This window comes from Pseudonocardia yunnanensis (genome assembly GCF_039534065.1).
GTDB classification, from domain to species: domain Bacteria; phylum Actinomycetota; class Actinomycetes; order Mycobacteriales; family Pseudonocardiaceae; genus Pseudonocardia; species Pseudonocardia yunnanensis.
On sequence record NZ_BAAAUS010000008.1, the window covers coordinates 21950 to 38052 of the forward strand.

The 16103-nt window shown below is 70.1% G+C and carries 17 protein-coding genes; 11 read left to right on the plus strand and 6 right to left on the minus strand.

Features of this window, described 5'->3' with window-relative positions; genetic code table 11:
• On the plus strand, positions 1–817 hold an 817-nt coding region (locus ABD743_RS11300), incomplete at its 5' end, for a hypothetical protein (RefSeq protein ID WP_344721497.1).
• A 6-nt stretch (positions 818–823) separates the two neighbouring features.
• Here ABD743_RS11300 and ABD743_RS11305 read toward each other — a convergent pair.
• Complete coding sequence (locus tag ABD743_RS11305) at positions 824–1378, minus strand: DUF2087 domain-containing protein (protein ID WP_344721499.1); 555 nt, start codon at positions 1376–1378, stop codon at positions 824–826.
• Between the two features lie 270 nt (positions 1379–1648).
• Between ABD743_RS11305 and ABD743_RS11310 the strand changes: the two genes are divergently transcribed.
• The 4 genes from ABD743_RS11310 to ABD743_RS11325 are packed head-to-tail and all read left to right on the plus strand — an operon-like array spanning position 1649 to position 7356.
• Positions 1649–2638: an ABC transporter permease gene (locus ABD743_RS11310; RefSeq protein WP_344721501.1), complete on the plus strand. Its 990-nt coding sequence runs from the start codon at positions 1649–1651 to the stop codon at positions 2636–2638.
• Positions 2635–3579 (plus strand): ABC transporter permease, encoded by a 945-nt coding sequence (locus tag ABD743_RS11315; protein ID WP_344721503.1) that lies wholly within the window; start codon positions 2635–2637, stop codon positions 3577–3579. Before ABD743_RS11310 ends, ABD743_RS11315 begins: the two co-directional genes overlap by 4 nt.
• Complete coding sequence (locus ABD743_RS11320) at positions 3576–5648, plus strand: ABC transporter ATP-binding protein (protein WP_344721505.1); 2073 nt, start codon at positions 3576–3578, stop codon at positions 5646–5648. The genes ABD743_RS11315 and ABD743_RS11320 overlap by 4 nt, the downstream gene beginning before the upstream one ends.
• A 34-nt stretch (positions 5649–5682) precedes the next feature.
• Positions 5683–7356 (plus strand): ABC transporter family substrate-binding protein, encoded by a 1674-nt coding sequence (locus ABD743_RS11325; protein ID WP_344721507.1) that lies wholly within the window; start codon positions 5683–5685, stop codon positions 7354–7356.
• Positions 7357–7408: 52 nt separating this feature from the next.
• Here the strand turns inward: ABD743_RS11325 and ABD743_RS11330 are convergent, their stop codons facing one another.
• Entirely contained in the window at positions 7409–8428 is a 1020-nt protein-coding gene (locus tag ABD743_RS11330) for an acyl-CoA dehydrogenase family protein (protein WP_344721509.1), read from the minus strand.
• 9 nt (positions 8429–8437) lie between these two features.
• Positions 8438–9607, minus strand: coding sequence for an acyl-CoA dehydrogenase family protein (locus tag ABD743_RS11335; protein WP_344721511.1), 1170 nt, complete (start codon positions 9605–9607; stop codon positions 8438–8440).
• A 168-nt stretch (positions 9608–9775) separates the two neighbouring features.
• On the opposite strand from ABD743_RS11335, the gene ABD743_RS11340 reads away from it, so the two are divergent.
• The 3 genes from ABD743_RS11340 to ABD743_RS11350 are packed head-to-tail and all read left to right on the plus strand — an operon-like array spanning position 9776 to position 11003.
• Positions 9776–10270, plus strand: a complete 495-nt coding sequence (locus ABD743_RS11340; protein ID WP_344721513.1) for a VOC family protein — start codon at positions 9776–9778, stop codon at positions 10268–10270.
• Positions 10271–10327: 57 nt separating this feature from the next.
• Entirely contained in the window at positions 10328–10570 is a 243-nt protein-coding gene (locus ABD743_RS11345; protein WP_344721515.1) for a ribbon-helix-helix domain-containing protein, read from the plus strand.
• Positions 10571–10610: 40 nt separating this feature from the next.
• Complete coding sequence (locus ABD743_RS11350) at positions 10611–11003, plus strand: hypothetical protein (RefSeq protein WP_344721517.1); 393 nt, start codon at positions 10611–10613, stop codon at positions 11001–11003.
• A 42-nt stretch (positions 11004–11045) separates the two neighbouring features.
• On the opposite strand, the gene ABD743_RS11355 is transcribed toward ABD743_RS11350, so the two are convergent.
• Both ABD743_RS11355 and ABD743_RS11360 read right to left on the minus strand, forming a co-directional pair.
• A complete protein-coding gene (locus ABD743_RS11355; protein WP_344721519.1) occupies positions 11046–11801 on the minus strand; it encodes a tyrosine-protein phosphatase in 756 nt (251 codons plus the stop codon).
• A gap of 97 nt (positions 11802–11898) precedes the next feature.
• Complete coding sequence (locus ABD743_RS11360; protein ID WP_344721521.1) at positions 11899–12228, minus strand: NIPSNAP family protein; 330 nt, start codon at positions 12226–12228, stop codon at positions 11899–11901.
• A 222-nt stretch (positions 12229–12450) separates the two neighbouring features.
• On the opposite strand from ABD743_RS11360, the gene ABD743_RS11365 reads away from it, so the two are divergent.
• Positions 12451–13575: a polysaccharide pyruvyl transferase family protein gene (locus tag ABD743_RS11365; protein ID WP_344721523.1), complete on the plus strand. Its 1125-nt coding sequence runs from the start codon at positions 12451–12453 to the stop codon at positions 13573–13575.
• A gap of 12 nt (positions 13576–13587) precedes the next feature.
• Here ABD743_RS11365 and soxR read toward each other — a convergent pair whose 3' ends face one another.
• The gene (soxR, locus tag ABD743_RS11370; protein WP_344721525.1) at positions 13588–14058 is read right to left on the minus strand and encodes a redox-sensitive transcriptional activator SoxR; all 471 of its coding nucleotides are present in this window, start codon (positions 14056–14058) and stop codon (positions 13588–13590) included.
• A 46-nt stretch (positions 14059–14104) separates the two neighbouring features.
• Here soxR and ABD743_RS11375 point away from each other — a divergent pair, with 46 nt between their 5' ends.
• Both ABD743_RS11375 and ABD743_RS11380 read left to right on the plus strand, forming a co-directional pair.
• Positions 14105–14827, plus strand: coding sequence for an SDR family oxidoreductase (locus ABD743_RS11375; RefSeq protein WP_344721526.1), 723 nt, complete (start codon positions 14105–14107; stop codon positions 14825–14827).
• Complete coding sequence (locus tag ABD743_RS11380; RefSeq protein ID WP_344721528.1) at positions 14824–15897, plus strand: S-adenosylmethionine:tRNA ribosyltransferase-isomerase; 1074 nt, start codon at positions 14824–14826, stop codon at positions 15895–15897. The genes ABD743_RS11375 and ABD743_RS11380 overlap by 4 nt, the downstream gene beginning before the upstream one ends.
• The last annotated feature ends 206 nt before the right edge of the window (positions 15898–16103 follow it).

Consider the following 16103-nt stretch of genomic DNA (forward strand, 5'->3'; position numbering starts at 1 on the left):
TATCGGGGTGGCGACCGGCCGGGCCGAGGGCGTGGTCGACGCAGTGCACGACTCCGCTGTGCAGCTCCGCTGGACCCCACCCGGACTGGCCGAGCGCGTCGATCTCGTCGAGGTGAGCGGTACCCCACCTGCACCTGGCGCCCGCACCGAGGTCGCTTTCGACCCCGCCCATCCCGAGGGGCCCCTGATTCCGGGCGCCCAGGTCCTCGTGGACGCCGATCGGGCGCTCACGACACTCTCGTTCACCGTGGTGGTCGCCGCGCTCGTGCTGGCTGTGTTCGCCTGGCAGGTGGTCACGCGCAGGCGCGCGTTCGCGCAGCCGGGCCGGTCGGTTCCCGTGCGCCGCGTGCGCTGGCAGGCCGGCCTCGCCACCCGCAGCTATCTCGAGACCGACACCCACCCGCAGCGGTGGATACCCGTGCACTTCGATCCCGTGCTCGTCGGCCTCCCCTCCCCCACGGTCGTCCGGCTGCACGGCGATCCGCTGCGCGACCGCATGGTCGCCGCCACCGTCGCCGGGCCGGACGGGGACCACCCGCTCGTCCCGTCGGGAGCGGTGCGGTCGGAGGAGCCACGCGGTCACCGCACCGACAACCCGTCGAGGCCGGATGCCACCGTCGCCGTACGCGCCGCGGCGCTGGCCCGGATGGGCCGGCAGCTGCGGGCCGACCTCCCGCTGGTCGTCCCGGCTCCGTTCATCGGCCTGCTGTGGACCTACGTCGACCGCGGTGGGCTGCTGACGTGGGTGGCGGTTACCGCGCTGGCGGCATCGCTCGGCCTGTGGCTTGCCGCGATGCGCGGCTCCGACCCGAGCTGACGTCCCTCAGTCACGCTCGTCGAGCACGTCGATCCAGCCGCCCGAGCGCCAGTACTCGCCGGCGTCCCGGGCCAGCAGCTGGTGGTCCACGAGGTAGCGGCGCAGCGTGGCGTGGTCGGCGGCACCGCCGTCGGTCCACGCTCGCAGCACCGCATCCACCTCCCGCTCCGGGTAACGGACGCCGGGCTCGAAACTCTGCGCCACGTGCTCCAGCACCATCCGGCGCTTGGCGCCCTGCGCGGGGAACGAGAGCAGCCGACCGTCGCGCACGAACCGGGCGACGACCTGCTCGACGCCGGGATCGGCGTAGCCGAGGTCCTCGACGGGCACGACGGGCGCCGCGGACCGCGCGGCCTCCTTGAACAGCTCTGCCCTCACCTCAAGCTTGTCGTCGACGAGCCCGGCCGCCTGCAGCTTCTGCAGCGCCCGCCCGACCTCGCGGGCGGCGAGGCCGGTGGTGGCGCCGACGTCGGCGGGTGTGCGTGCACCCAGCACGAGTGCGGCAACGACACGCAGGCGGTCGGGCTCGGCGAGCAACCCGACGATCTCGGCAGGAGTCACGGCAAGGGAGGTTACCGGGGTCACGGCGGACAGGAGCGCACCATCGCCGTATATCGAACACAGACGACGTCGGACTCAGGGAGCACGCAGCGAACAATATGTGGATATCAGATCGACCCGACACCGGACCGGAATACATAATTCTCAGCACGGACAAACGGGCGTAACGACGTAGAACTTCTCGGATCGGCACCCGAGATCTGACCCTCCCGGGTAGGATTGATCATTGATCCGTGCCGACCTTCAGGAGAGAGAGCGAGTACCAGCCGCGTGCTGAGATACCTCCTCAAGAAGACTCTCGGTTGGCTACTCATGATCGTGGTGGCCACCAACCTGACCTACTTTCTGGCCAACCTGTTTCTCGATCCGAGGGTCAACTACCTGCAGTTGAGGCCTCCTCGCACCCCCGAGGAGATCGACCGCTCACTCGCCCAGTACAACCTGAGCCCGGCCACCCCACTGCTCGACCGCTGGTGGCACTGGATCACCGATATCGTGCTGCACTGGAATTGGGGCTACTCCCCGGTCGGCGACAGCGTCAACACCCAGATCGCCTTCCGGATCGGTGTCAGCGCCCAGCTCGTACTGTTGTCGACGATTCTCTCCACGATCATCGGAATCGCCCTCGGCGTCTACACGGGATCGCGCCAGTACCGCTTCGCCGACCGGTTCCACCAGGGCTTGTCGATCATCACGATCAACGTCCCCACGGTCGTCGCGTCACTCGTGGTGGTGCTCCTCGCGATCATGCTCAACCAGTCGCTCGGCAGCACCCTGCTCTTCGTCGCGGGGGCACAGTCGCCGACGGTCAGCGGGTTCTGGCCGCTCGTGCTCGACCGGATCCAGCACCTCGTCCTCCCCACCATCTCGTTGACGCTCACCAGCTACGCCGGCTACCACTTGCTGCAGCGCTCGCTGCTCCTCGACAACATCAACTCCGACTACGTGCGCACCGCGCGGGCCAAGGGCCTGACCCGCCAGGAGGCCATCCGGCGCCACGGCCTGCGCACGTCACTGATCCCGGTCGCCACCTCCGTCGCGTTCGCGGTGCCTGCGCTGTTCACCGGGGCCGTGATCACGGAGACGATCTTCGGTTGGCAAGGCATGGGCCAGTACTTCACGTCGACGATCAGCAAGAACGACGTCAACGGCGTGGTCGCCGTCGCCGCGTTCGGCGCGCTGATGACCGCGATCGGCGCGATCCTCGCCGACATCGCTGTTGTGGTCCTCGACCCGAGGGTGCGGGTGACCGGCTCGTGACCACGAACCTCCCCGGCCCGGTTCCGTCGGTCGACCTCGACAGGCAGCCGTCCACCACCGAGAGGAACCTTCAGCGCCGCGGCGGCCGGCTGAGCAGGCGCCGCCTCTACCTGCGCCGGTTCCTCCGCAGCAAGGGCGCGGTGGCCGGGCTGGTGATCCTGGCTCTCCTCGTGCTGTTCGCGCTGCTGGGCGGGCTGTTCACGCCCTACTCCTACAGCGACGTCGACTTCGCGGCGCTGACGGTCCCGCCCTCGCCCGACCACATATTCGGCACCGACAACGCCGGCAACGACACGTTCGCCCAGGCCGTGCACGGTCTGCAGCGGTCGCTGGTCATCGCGGTCTCGGTGTCGCTGCTCACCACGATCATCTCCGCGTTCGTCGGTGCCGTCGCCGCCTACTTCGGCGGCAGAACGGAGCGGGTCGTCCTCGGGATCGTGCACTTCTTGCTGGTGGTGCCCTCGTTCCTGATCCTCGCCCTCGTCTCGCAGAAGGCGGGCGGCGACTGGAGGGTGCTCATCGTCGTCCTGACGGTGTTCGGCTGGATGTACAACGCGCGCGTGGTGTGGGCTCTCGCCACGTCGTTGCGCGAGCGGGAGTACGTGCTGGCGGCGCGCTTCATGGGCGTCGGCCGGATCCGGATCGTCCTGCGCCACCTGATCCCCAACATCGGGTCGTTGCTCGTGGTGACGTTCACGATCGGAGTGGTCGCGACCGTGCAGGGCGAGACTGCCCTGTCGTTCATCGGGTTCGGGGTGCAGCCGCCGGACGTCTCGCTGGGCACCATGCTCAACGACGGCGCCGACACCGTGTCGAGCGCGCCCTGGCTGTTCTACGTCCCGGCAGTCCTCGTCACGCTGCTGACCGTCTCGATGGCGCTGATCGGAGACGGGTTGCGCGACGCGCTGGACCCGACGTCCCGATCCGGAGGCGGCGCGTGACCATCGTTCCGGACACCGATCCTGTGCTCTCGGTCCGCAACCTCGAGGTCTCCTTCCCCTCGGAGGCCGGGCGCGTGTCGGCCGTCCGGGGCGTCGACTTCGACCTGTACGCGGGCCGCACGCTGGGAATCGTAGGCGAGTCGGGCTCGGGCAAGTCGGTCACGTCGATGGCGGTGATGGGCCTGCTCCCGGACTACGCCGCGGTGTCGGGCTCCGTGACCTTCGGCGGCAAGGAGTTGCTCGGCCTCGACGACCGGCAGATGTCGGCGATCCGCGGCCGTGAACTCGCGATGATCTTCCAGGACCCTCTCGCGTCGCTGACGCCGATCTTCACCGTGGGACGCCAGATCGTCGAGGCGTTGCAGATCCACCAGAACCTCGACCGGACCGCGGCCTGGAAACGGGCGGTGGAACTGCTCGACCTGGTCGGTATCCCGAACGCCGCGGCCCGCGCACGCTCGTTCCCGCACGAGTTCTCGGGCGGGATGCGCCAGCGCGTGGTGATCGCGATGGCGATCGCCAACGACCCTCGGGTGCTCGTCGCCGACGAGCCGACCACCGCCCTGGACGTCACGGTGCAGGCGCAGATCCTCGACGTCCTCGCGCTCGCCAAGGCCGAGACGGGTGCGGCCCTCATCCTGATCACCCACGACCTCGGCGTCGTGGCCGGCACGGCCGACGACGTGCTCGTGATGTACGCAGGCCGTCCGGTGGAGAAGGCGCCGGTCGGTGCGCTGTTCGCCCGGCCCCGCATGCCGTACACGATCGGGCTGCTGGGTGCCGTCCCGCGAGTGGACCGCGCCGAGCGACGTCCGCTCCTGCCGATCACCGGCAACCCGCCGCTCCTGGTCGACCTGCCTGCAGGCTGCCCGTTCCGGCCGCGCTGCCCGATACCGGTGGCGGAGTGCGCCGCCGAGGAACCCGCGCTGGCGCCGGTGCCGCCCGACGGAGACCACGCCGCGGCCTGCATCCGCTCCTCGCACATCGACGACGGCCGGGTCAACGGCGTGGCGATCTACCCCGTGCCGCCCGTGCCGACGCCACCGGCGGCGGCGATCGCCCGCGAGCAGCGCCCCGCCGTGCTAGAGCTCGACGGACTCGGCAAGACCTTCCCGCTGCTGAAGGGGAAGCTGCTGAAGCGGCGCATCGGCTCGGTGTACGCGGTCTCTGATGTCGACCTCGACATCAGGCAGGGCGAGACGCTCGGGCTGGTCGGCGAGTCAGGTTGCGGGAAGACCACCACGCTGCTGGAGATCATGAACCTCCGCGTCCCGGAGCAGGGCAGCATCCGGATCACGGGCGTCGACGTGGCGAGCCTGAAGGGCCGAGGCCAGGAACGCGCTCTTCGGCGCAAGCTCCAGATGGTGTTCCAGGACCCGATGGGAGCGCTCGACCCGCGGCTGACGGTCTTCGACATCCTGGCCGAACCGTTGCGGGCCGTGGGCGAGGCGAATCGCGAGGCGACCGAACAGCGGATCGACGAGTTGATGGCGCTGGTCGGACTCGACCCCGAACACAGCGACCGCTTCCCCACCGCCTTCTCCGGGGGACAGCGCCAACGCATCGGCATCGCCCGTGCCCTGGCCACGAATCCGTCGCTGGTGGTGCTGGACGAGCCGGTCTCGGCACTGGACGTCTCCATCCAGGCCGGCGTGATCAACCTCCTGAACGTCCTCAAGGCCGAGCTCGGGCTCTCCTACCTCTTCGTCGCGCACGACCTGTCCGTGGTGCGCCACATCTCGGACCGGGTCGCGGTGATGTACCTGGGTCGCATCGTGGAGATCGGTTCCGTCGACGTCGTGTTCGACGACCCGCGGCACCCGTACACACAGGCGCTGCTCTCGGCGATCCCGGTTCCCGACCCGCTGGTCGAGCGCACCAGGGAACGGGTGGTGCTGCGCGGGGACCTGCCCAGCCCCACCAACTCCTCCCCCGGCTGCCGGTTCGTCAGCCGATGCCCTCTGCACCCGACCCTCGACCACGGGCAGCGCACACGGTGCGCGCAGGAGACCCCCGAGCTCACAGGGAGGGACGGCGTCGACCACCTGAACGCCTGCCACTTCCGCTGACGCGCCGGCACCCCTCATCAGGAGGAACCCGACCATGCACGTCCTGAAGCGAACCGCTGCCCTCGCGGCCACCGCGGTGCTGTCGGTGGCGCTGGCGGCCTGCGGCACCGCCGGATCGACCGGCGGCGAGGTCAGCGCCCAATCCCTGGCCGGCCAGGTTGCCTACAACCCGCAGCCCTACGACAACATCAAGGACGGTGGCACGCTCACCACCTCGGTTCCGGAGATCTCTCCCCAGTTCAACAGCTGGCAGAGCGACTCCACCGGATACACGCAGACGGTGTGGTCCTGGTACAACCCGATTCTCGTCACGTTCACCGCCGACGGGCAGGCCGTCTTCAACCCGGACTATCTCACCGACGTGAAGCAGGAAACCGTCGACGGGAACACCAGGGTCACCTACACCATCAATCCGAAAGCCACCTACAACGACGGCACGCCCATCGACTGGACCTCGTTCGACGCGGTGTGGAAGGCCGACCGGGGCAAGGATCCGGCCTACCTCGTCAGCTCCACCGACGGCTACGACCGCATCTCGTCGTTGACCCAGGGCGTGAACTCCCGCCAGGTCGTGGTCACGTTCTCCGGGATCAACCTGTGGTGGCAGGCCCTGTTCGGTTCCCTGCTCAACCCCGCCGCCCTCGCCCCCGCCGTGTTCAACCAGGGGTACATCAACAACCCGCACCCGGAATGGGGCGCCGGACCGTACACGGTGAGCAAGTTCGATCAGCAGAACGGCACGATCACCTTCGAACGCAACCCGAAGTGGTGGGGCAAGAAGGGCAAGCTCGACTCGAGGACCTTCATCGCCCTGGAGGACTCAGCGGCCATCAACGCCTTCAAGAACGGGCAGATCGACGCGGTCTCGGCCGGCTCGAAGGACCGGCTCGCACAGGTCGCGGGGCAACCGGGCACGGAGATCCGCAAGAGCGCTTCCCTGCAGATCGACTTCTTCACGCTCAACGGCACCACCCCCGTCCTCTCCGACATCCGGGTGCGAAAGGCGGTCTTCGAGGCCATCGACCGCGCGGAGATCGTCAAGGTCCAGCTCCAGGGCCTCGGCTACACGGCGGACCCCGCCGGTTCGATGAACCTGCTGCCGTTCCAGGACGGATACCACGATGATTTCGGCCAGGTCGTCAGGTTCGACCCCGAGCAGGCGAAGAAAGACCTCGACGCGGCCGGATGGACCGTGGGCCCGGACGGCGTCCGGGTCAAGGACGGCAGGCCACTCGAGTTCAGCTACGTCAGCACCGGCGACGACCCCATCGGAAAGGCGATCGCCGGCGCCACCGCGGCGATGCTGAAGAACGTCGGCATCAAGCTGGACATCCGGCAGGTCCCGTCGAGCGACTTCTCCAAGATCATCGCCGGCAAGCAGTTCGATCTGTTCTACTCCGGCGAGTCGGAGGGCAGCCCGTACGGGATCGCCTTCATCTGCCAGCTGTACTGCTCGGACACGCAGTTCATCAAGTCCGGCGTCAACGACCCCGCGAACGACGCGCTGATCCGGTCGGTGAACACCCTGCCGACGGCTCAGGAGCAGTTCGCGAGGGCCGCCGAGGCGGAGGTGGCGGCGTTCAAGACATTCGGCGTGATGCCCGCGGTCAACCTGCCGGACATCGAAGCGGTCAAGACGGGCCTGGCCAACTACGGGCCAGGGCGCTACTTCAGCAGCACGCCGGAGAACATCGGCTGGCAGAAGTAGCGCCCCTGTGTGGATACGAGCGCGGGAGCACTCGTATCCACACAGAGGAACGTCAGCCGGTCATCGTCAGATCGGCGATCCGCGCTCGATGGGCGTCGGCGTCGCCGTACTGACCCGCCAGCCGCTTGGCGCGCTTGTAGAAGAAATGCGACTCGTGCTCCCACGTGTACCCGATGCCGCCGTGGTACTGGATCATCGCTGCCGTCGATGCGATGGCGACGTCGCTCGCCTTGGCCTTCGCCACGGAGACGGCGAGCGGGGCGTCGGCCAGCCTGGTCTCGACGGCGTGCGCGGCGTACAGCACGGCGTGCTCGGCCATGGTCACGCCGATGTGCAGGTCGGCCAGCGCATGCTTGATCGCCTGGAACGACCCGATGGGCACACCGAACTGCTGCCGTTCACGGTCGTAGGCGACCGTGCGGGAGAGTGCCTCGCGCGCGATCCCGGCCAGGTCGGCGGCCACGAGCACGGTGGCCCGCGCCGCGAGCTCGTCGAGCACCTCCGCGCTCGCCCCCGGCAACGCCTCGCCCGCGTCGGCCTCGATCAAGGCCAGCCGCACGGTGCCGTCATAGGAGCCCTGCCGGGTGGCGGATCCACCGTGGACGAGCGTGAGCCCGTCACCGGAGCGCGCGACGACGACATCCGCGATCTCGCCGTACTCCACGGTGCGGAGCACACCCGGCGCGGTGCCACGCAGGGTCAGAGCTCCGACGGCGTCGCCGACGGCGAGCCGCGGCAACCAGGCGGCTCGCTGCTCGTCCGATCCGGCCAGCCGGATCGCCTCCGCCGCGAGCACGGTGCCGCGCCACGGCCCGGGCGCCACGCCTGCGCCGAGCGCACGGGCGATCACCTGCGCCTCCACCAGCCCGAGCCCGAGCCCGTCGTGCTCCTCGGGCACGAGCACCGCCAGCCAGCCCTGCTCGGCCGCGGCCTTCCACAGTGAGGCCGGATGCCCGTCGCCGTCGGCGTCCTCGACGACGGCCCGGACGGCCTCGAGGTCGAACCGGTCGGCGAGGTAGCCGCGAACGGCGTCGCCGAACTCGCGCTGGTCGTCGGTCGGTGCGAAGAACATGACCAGCTCCTATCGCGGCAGGCCGAGCACGCGCTCGGCGGTGATGTTGCGCTGCACCTGCGAGGACCCGCCCCAGATCGTGACCGATCGCGACCACATCGACTGGCCGTGGAAGGGGCGGAGGTCCAGGTCGTCGACCGAATCGAGAGTGGCGTCCTCGCCGACGACGTCGTCGAAGACCTCCCAGAGGTCCTGGAACGTCTCGGACCATTGCAGCTTCGTCATCGACGCCTCGAACCCGAGGTCACGCCCCTGCTCCACCTGCGTCAGCACGTGCATGGCGTGCAGGCGCAGGCACTCCAGCTCGACGAGGACGCGGGCGAGCTTGTCGCGCACCACCGGGTCGCGGTCCCGGCCCAGCTTCTTCGCGACCTCGACGATCTCGTCGTACTGGCGGCGGAACTCCGTGTACTGGGCGATGCCGGACGCGCCCCGCTCGAAGGAGAGCAGCAGCATCGCGGTGCGCCAGCCGTCGCCGATCTCCCCGAGACAGTCGGTCGCGGGCACCCGCGCGTCGGTGAAGAACACCTCGCCGAACTCGCTGGCCCCGCTCATCTGCTTCAACGGCCGGGCCTCGACGCCGGGCTGATGCATGTCGATCAGCAGCATCGAGATGCCACGGTGCTTTGCGGAGCCCGCCTCCGTGCGCACCATCGTGAAGATCTTGTCGCCGTGCACGGCGTTGGTGGTCCACACCTTCTGGCCGTTGACCACGAAGTCGTCGCCGTCGCGCACGCCTTTCGTGGACAGGGCGGCGAGGTCGGATCCCGCCCCCGGCTCGGAGAAGCCCTGGCACCAGATCACCTCGTTGCGCAGCAGCGGACCGATGATCTCCTTCTTCTGCGCATCGGTGCCGATCGCCATCACGGTGGGGGCGAGGAACGACAGGCCGAGCGGGTTGACGGTGCGTGGCGCGCGCGCCAGCACCATCTCCTCGTCGTAGATCGCCCTCATGCCGGGAGTTCCCCCGCGGCCGCCGAACTCGGTGGGCCACTCGATGCCCGCGAAACCGGCGAGCGCCTTGTCGCGCTCCCAGTCGCGACGCAGCCGGAAGCTCTCGTCGCCGTCGAGCTTCTCCCAGAACCCCGGGCGCTGCCATTCCTCCGGGATGCTCGCCCGCAGCCAGGACCGCAGCTCGCTGCGGAACGCCTCCTCCGCTGCGGTGTAGGTCAGGTCCATGCGCTCTCCTCGTCGCCGCATCAGGGCTGGGACCACCTTGGCATACCGACGAGTAACCGGCGTACCCGTCATCGCCTGCACTGGATCTTCACCTCCGATTGCGGACAGGAACTGGCCGCTGCGGCGGCGACGCTCTGCCGGACGATCGATCACGGCAAGGAGACACACATGGCGACGACGACCATCCCCGGCGGCAAGTCAACGGTCACCCCGTACGTGGCAGCCAAGGGAGCAGCGGCGTTCCTCGACTTCGTCGAGCAGACCTTCGGCACCGCCACCGCCCTGCGCGTCCTGAACGAGGACGGCACGATCGGCCACGCGGAAGTCACGATCGGGGACTCGGTCGTCATGGTGTTCGACGCGCGGCCCGAATGGCCCGACATCCCGAGCCTCCTCAGCGTCTACGTCGATGACGTCGACGAGGTGGTGGCCCGAGCCCTCGATGCGGGAGCGGTCCTCGTCACCGAGGTGACGACGTCGCGGATCATCGGCGACCGCGGCGGGCGCATCAAGGATCCGGTCGGGAACATCTGGTGGATCCAGACGCACCTGGAAGACGTCGACGAGGCCACCATGCGCGAGTTGTTCGCCGATCCCGACGAGGCCGCCACCATGCGGCACGCCCAGGAGTCGTTCGCCGCGGAGATGCGACGCCGGCTCTGAACGCCGCCCGGGTTGACGGTGGGTGAGCACGAAAGGAACGGCGGGTACGCTCCGCACATGCGCACTGAGCGTGTCACAGTGAGCCTTCCGGCCGAACTGGTCACCGAGGCCCGCAACGCCGTGCAGCGCGGGGCAGCCAGGAGCATCTCGGCGTACATCGCCGAAGCCGTCTCCGCGCGCCAGCTCCGCGACCGATCTCTCGCCACACTCGCCGATCTCTACGGTGGTCCGCCCCCGCCCGCCGAGCTGGCCGAGGCGCGGCGGACGCTGCGCCTGGTGCCGCCGGCAGCCGCTGTCTGATGGGCGCTCCACATCGGAGTGGCGCCGTGGCGGACGCCGCATGATCGGCGGACGCGTACTCGACACCACCGCGCTGGCCGCCTTCGCCATCGGACGGCCCGTCTACGTCCGGGCGCTCGTGTGGGCCGCGGTCGAGGAGAACATCGTGCTCGCGGTGCCGAGCGCCGCACTCGGCCGGGCCTGGGCACTGCTCGATCCCGAGCACCACGCGGCCCTGCAGGTGCTGCTGGACCTGCCCAACACGGTGATCGACGAGCTCGGCCCGGCCTCGGCCCTGGAGTCCGGGCTGCTGCTGGCCGCATCCGGGCACGACGACATCGTCGCGGGGCAGGTGGCGGCCAGCGCCCGTCGCCGGGGCTGGCCCGCCGTCACCGGCGAACCCGCCACCCTCCGCAAGCTCGACACGTCGGTGACGATCGAAGAACTCCCCTGACCCCGCGAGTCGCCCGGTTCCACCCGCCGAGTCGGTGAGCCGCTAGTCCGCCGTGAGGCGGGTTCCGAGGCGCTTCAAGGACTCCTCGTCCAGGCCGTTGGCCTTCAGCCACCCGGCCGCTCCGCCCGTTCCGTTCGTGCCGAAGTCCGCGTCGAGCCGGGCGAGCACGGTGGCCATCGCGTCGGCCCGCGGGAGGTGCCGCGAGATGTCCTCCGGCATCGGCTCGCCCGACGCCGTGGTCCACCGGCGGAAGAGCGCCTCCACCTGCTCGGCGGAGAGCGCGTAGTCGGCCACCACCGCATCGCGCTCGACGCCGATCGCGTCCAGCACCAGCGCCACGAACACCCCGGTGCGGTCCTTCCCCGCCGCGCAGTGCACCAGCGCGGGCCCCGCGTCCGGTTCGGCGAGCAACCGCACTGCGGCGACGACGTTCTCGCCACGGTCGGACAGGTAGCCGAGGTAGTTGCGCACCAACGGGTCGGTGTCGTCGTCGGTCTCGGGGAGGGTGCGACCCTGTTCGGGGAGGAAGTTGAACGCCACCGTCTCGACGCCGGCGCGGGCGACGGCGGTAGGCCCGTCCTCGTCGATCTCCCGGGGGGTGCGCAGGTCCAGCACCAGCTTCAACCCGACGACGTCGACGAGGTGACCCACGTCGGCCGGGGTGCAGTAGTGCAGCGACGCGCTGCGTAACAGCATCCCCGGCCGTGTGGTGCGGCCGTCGCGCAGCGGCAGGCCGCCGATGTCGCGAACGTTGTCGAGTCCCTCGAAGGTGAGCCAGCGCTCCGTTGATGCAGACACATGGTCACCCTCGCTCATCGGACCGCTCCGCCGCATCCCCGTGCACGTGACCGCAAGGGGAAGTTCCCGCGCAACAGTCCGAAGTGCCGGGTGGGGTCTAGAGGGCGCTCTCGAACGCGGCCTGGCTGAGCACCCGCCGGTTGATCACCGCGACGATCGGGCCGTCGGCCTCGCTGGCGCTGCGGGCCTCCCGCCACTCCGGGTCGGCCTGCATCGCCGCCCACTTGGTGACCATGTCGTCGTAGGAGTCGAACCGCAGCACGTACACGAGCTCGTTGTTGGAGTTGCTGCCGAGCTCGGTGAGGGTGATGAAGACGACCTCCATCCCGTGCTTGCGGAAGAAGCCCAACGTGTGGTCTTTGAACCTCTTGACGAGCGCAGGCATGCGACCCGAAACGGTGGTGTACTCGCGGATCTCGTAGATCATCATACGATCATATGGACAGCTGACCGACTGAGCTGTAAGCATGTCCCATTGGTCGGCGACCGCGTCATAAGGGCCGTTCGGCGACCGCCCCGGCCGTCTCAGCTACGCGACGGCCTAGGCTTCGTTCCAACGAGTGACCGCGCCCCAGCTCCCACGCACCAGCAGCTCTCCGCAACTCGGTGATGGTCACGAAGAGTTGCGCCGCCGAACCCGAGGAACTCGATGACGGACCCCCGCACCAGCCTGATCCGCCAGCAACTCGCCGATCTCGGCAGGCGGCACGCCGCCGAGGAGAGCCGGGGTGCCACCACTCCGCGGGCCACCCGCGTGCTGATCATCGGGAACTTCGGCAACGGCAACACCGGCGACGAGGCGATGCTCGCCCGCACGCTGCAGGAGCTCCCCGAGGGCACCGAGGTGCGCGTGGTGTCGCGCAACCCCCGCATGGTCGAGGCCCTGCACCGGGTGCCCGCCGTGGCCATGGAGGGCATCCCGTTCACGAAGGCGCTCAAGTGGTGCGACGGCATCGCGGTCGTCGGCGGAGGCCTGTTCGGCACCGGTTCGTCGTCGCTGGTCAACGCGCTGCCGGCGATCGTCTGGGCCGCCACGGCCCGCGGTCGTGACATCGCCTACGTGGCGGTCGGCGTCTACCCCGGCACGCCCGAGCGCGTGCTCGACCTGCTGCGTCGCTCGGTCCGCAAGCCCGGCCGGATCACCGTGCGCGACGAGGTCTCGGCGGCCACGCTCGGCCCCGCGATCGTGGCGCCGGTGGTGGGCGACCTCGCGATGGGACTCACCCCCGCACCGGCCGCCGACGCTCGGCGTGCACTCGCCGCGGCCGGCGTCGACCCAGCGGTGCCGCTGCTGCTCGTCGCACCGAAGGCGCTGCCCAACCCGATCCTCGTCGACTGCCTGCAGGACGCAGCCGAGACGCTCGCCCGGCGCTGGATCGAGCGTGGCGGAGCGGTCGCGGGTCTCGCCATCAGCACCCACGCCGACTACGGGCTCGGACTCGCCCGGCGTGACGAGGTGCTGGTCGAGGAGCTCGGAGAGCGGCTGGGACGCGCGGTTCCCGTGCTCGGCCCGCAGCTGCCGCCCGCGCTGGCCAAGGCCGTGGTCGGCGAGGCCGACGCACTCTTCGGCCTGCGCATCCACGCACTGGTCTTCGCCGTGTCCACCGGCGTGCCCTGCCTGGGCGTCGGCTGGGAGGAGCGCACCACCGCCTTCCTCGCCGAGCACGAGCAGTCGGCGATCAGCACCCGGCCGCCCGCCGAGGAGCTCCACGCCTGGGTGGACCGGTCGCTGCCGGCTCGCTGGTCGGCGCGCCCGCGGCTGCTCTCCTCGTAACCGACGGGTTCCTCACACACCGTCCGCCGGGCTGCGCCGCAGCATCGGCGGCAACAACCGCGCCCCGGGACCGAGCTCACCCACCCGGTCCTCGGGGTTGTAGAGCCGGCAGCGCTGCAGCGAGAGGCAGCCGCAGCCGATGCACGAGTCGAGCCCGTCGCGCAGGGCAACCAGGGCTTGGATCTGCTCGTCGAGTCGCCCGCGCCATGAGCGCGACAGCCGTGTCCAGTCCGCTTTGGTCGGCGTCCGGCCGTCGGGGAGCTTGTCCAGGCCTTCGCGCACTTCGTCCAGGCCCACGCCGATCGTGCGTGCGGCCCGGATGAAGGCCAGCCTCCGCAGCACGGATCGCTCGTAGCGACGCTGCCCACCGGACGTACGTGTGGTGCGCAGCAGCCCTTCCCGCTCGTAGTACCGCAGGGCGGACGGCGGGTAGCCACTGCGCTGTGCCACCTCACCGATCGTGAGCAGGTCGGTCGTCTCCATGCGATCTCCTTGACCTGAAGCTGACTTCAAGTCGCACCGTAGTCGCATGACCGATATGACCGCCATCGTCACCGGCGCGGGGCAGGGTTTCGGCCTCGCCCTCACCGAGTCCCTCGCCGCCCGCCGCGCCACCGTGATCGCCTGCGCACGCGACTCCGCCAGACTCCATGCCGCAACGGCCGGCCTGCCCGGTGTGATCGCCCTGCCCGGCGACGTGAACGACCCTGAGTTCCGCGCGGAGCTCATCCGCGCGGCGGGACGGCTCGACCTGCTCGTGCACAACGCCGGTGAGCTCGGCCCCTCCCCGCTGCCCACCCTCGAGCACTATCCGCTCGACGCGCTGCGCGGCGTGCTCGAAACGGGCGTGCTCGCCCCGCTCGCACTCACCCAGCTCGCGTTGCCGCTGCTGCGCGCATCCGGAGCGGGCACCGTGATCACCCTGAGCTCGGATGCGGCCGTCGAGGCTTATCCCGGGTGGGGCGGCTATGGCGCCGCGAAGGCCGCACTCGACCTGCTCGCCGCCGTGCTCGCCGTGGAGGAACCGGCTCTGCGGGTGTATGCCTTCGACCCCGGCGACATGCGCACCGCGATGCACCAGCGTGCCTTCCCCGGCGAGGACATCTCCGACCGTCCCGAGCCGGCGGCGGTCGTCCCGGCCCTGCTGCGACTGCTCGACCACCGGCCGGAGAGCGGTCGCTACCGCGCCGCGGACCTGTCCGACGCCGAGCGGCCCACCACCACCGGGACGACGGCCGGGAGCCCGGCGTGAGCGCCACGACGACCTTCACCGTGCCGCCGGAGCTCTCGGCCACCGAGCCGCCGGAAGCACGCGGCGTGCCTCGCGACGGTGTGCGCCTGCTGGTGGCCCGCGACCGTGGACCGTTGCAGCACACGACGTTCCGCAGTCTCCCGCGGGCGTTGCGCCGCGGCGACCTCCTCGTGGTCAACACCTCCGACACCGAGCCCGCCGCCGTCGACGGACACCGCGGCGACGAGTCGCCCGTCACGCTGCACATCTCCGGCCCGGCACCGGACAACCTGTTCGTCGTCGAGCTCCGGACGCCGGACGGCCGGCGGGTCGCGGACGGACGGGCGGGCGAGTCGGTGCGGCTGCCCCGGGGCGTGGTGGCCTCGCTGCTGACCGCTCACCCCGACCCCCGGATCGTCGAGGGAAGCCGGCTCTGGCGCGCACGGATCCCCGTGGCGGGAGGGCTGCGGCCGTGGCTGATGGACGTGGGGCGGCCGATCCGGTACTCCTACCTGCGCGGTGACTGGCCCATCGACACGTACCGCACGGTCTTCGCGAAGCCCGGGCCGGAGTTCGCCAGCGCCGAGATGCCCAGCGCCGGTCGCCCGTTCACCCCGGCCGTGCTGGCGGACCTGCACAGCCGTGGGATCGGAGTCGCCGAGATCGTGTTGCACACCGGGGTGTCGTCGCTCGAAGCCGGCGAGGTGCCGCTGCCCGAGCGCTACCAGGTACCCGCCGACACGGCCGACGCCGTCAACGCGACGAAGGAAGCGGGCGGACGGGTGGTCGCGGTCGGCACGACGGTCACGCGCGCGCTGGAGACGGTGGCCGACCCGGCGGGCCGCGTCCGTGCCGGTGCCGGATGGACCCACCTCGTTCTGGGGCCCGACCGCTCAGCGCGCGCCGTGGACGGCCTCGTAACCGGCTGGCACGAGCCGACGGCCTCCCACCTGCTGCTACTCGAGGCCGTTGCCGGCCCGCGCCTCGTCGGCCGGGCATATTCGGCGGCGGTCGACCGGGGCTATCTGTGGCATGAGTTCGGCGACTCTTGTCTCCTTCTCACCTCGAGGACCGCTTATCGCCCCGTGTGAGTGAAAAACGATCAACGCTTTTATTCGCGCGTGTCGTCCCTTCGAGCCGAACGGCAGTCGGGCTGCGGTGGCCGGGCGTTCCTGGCCTTGCCCGCGATGAGGAGCCGCCAATACAGTCACGCCAGCGTTACGATCCGATCATGAGCGCAGCGAGCCGGGACTCCCCACCCGGCTCACCGGACCCCCGACCGGGCTGCTCGTGGTGA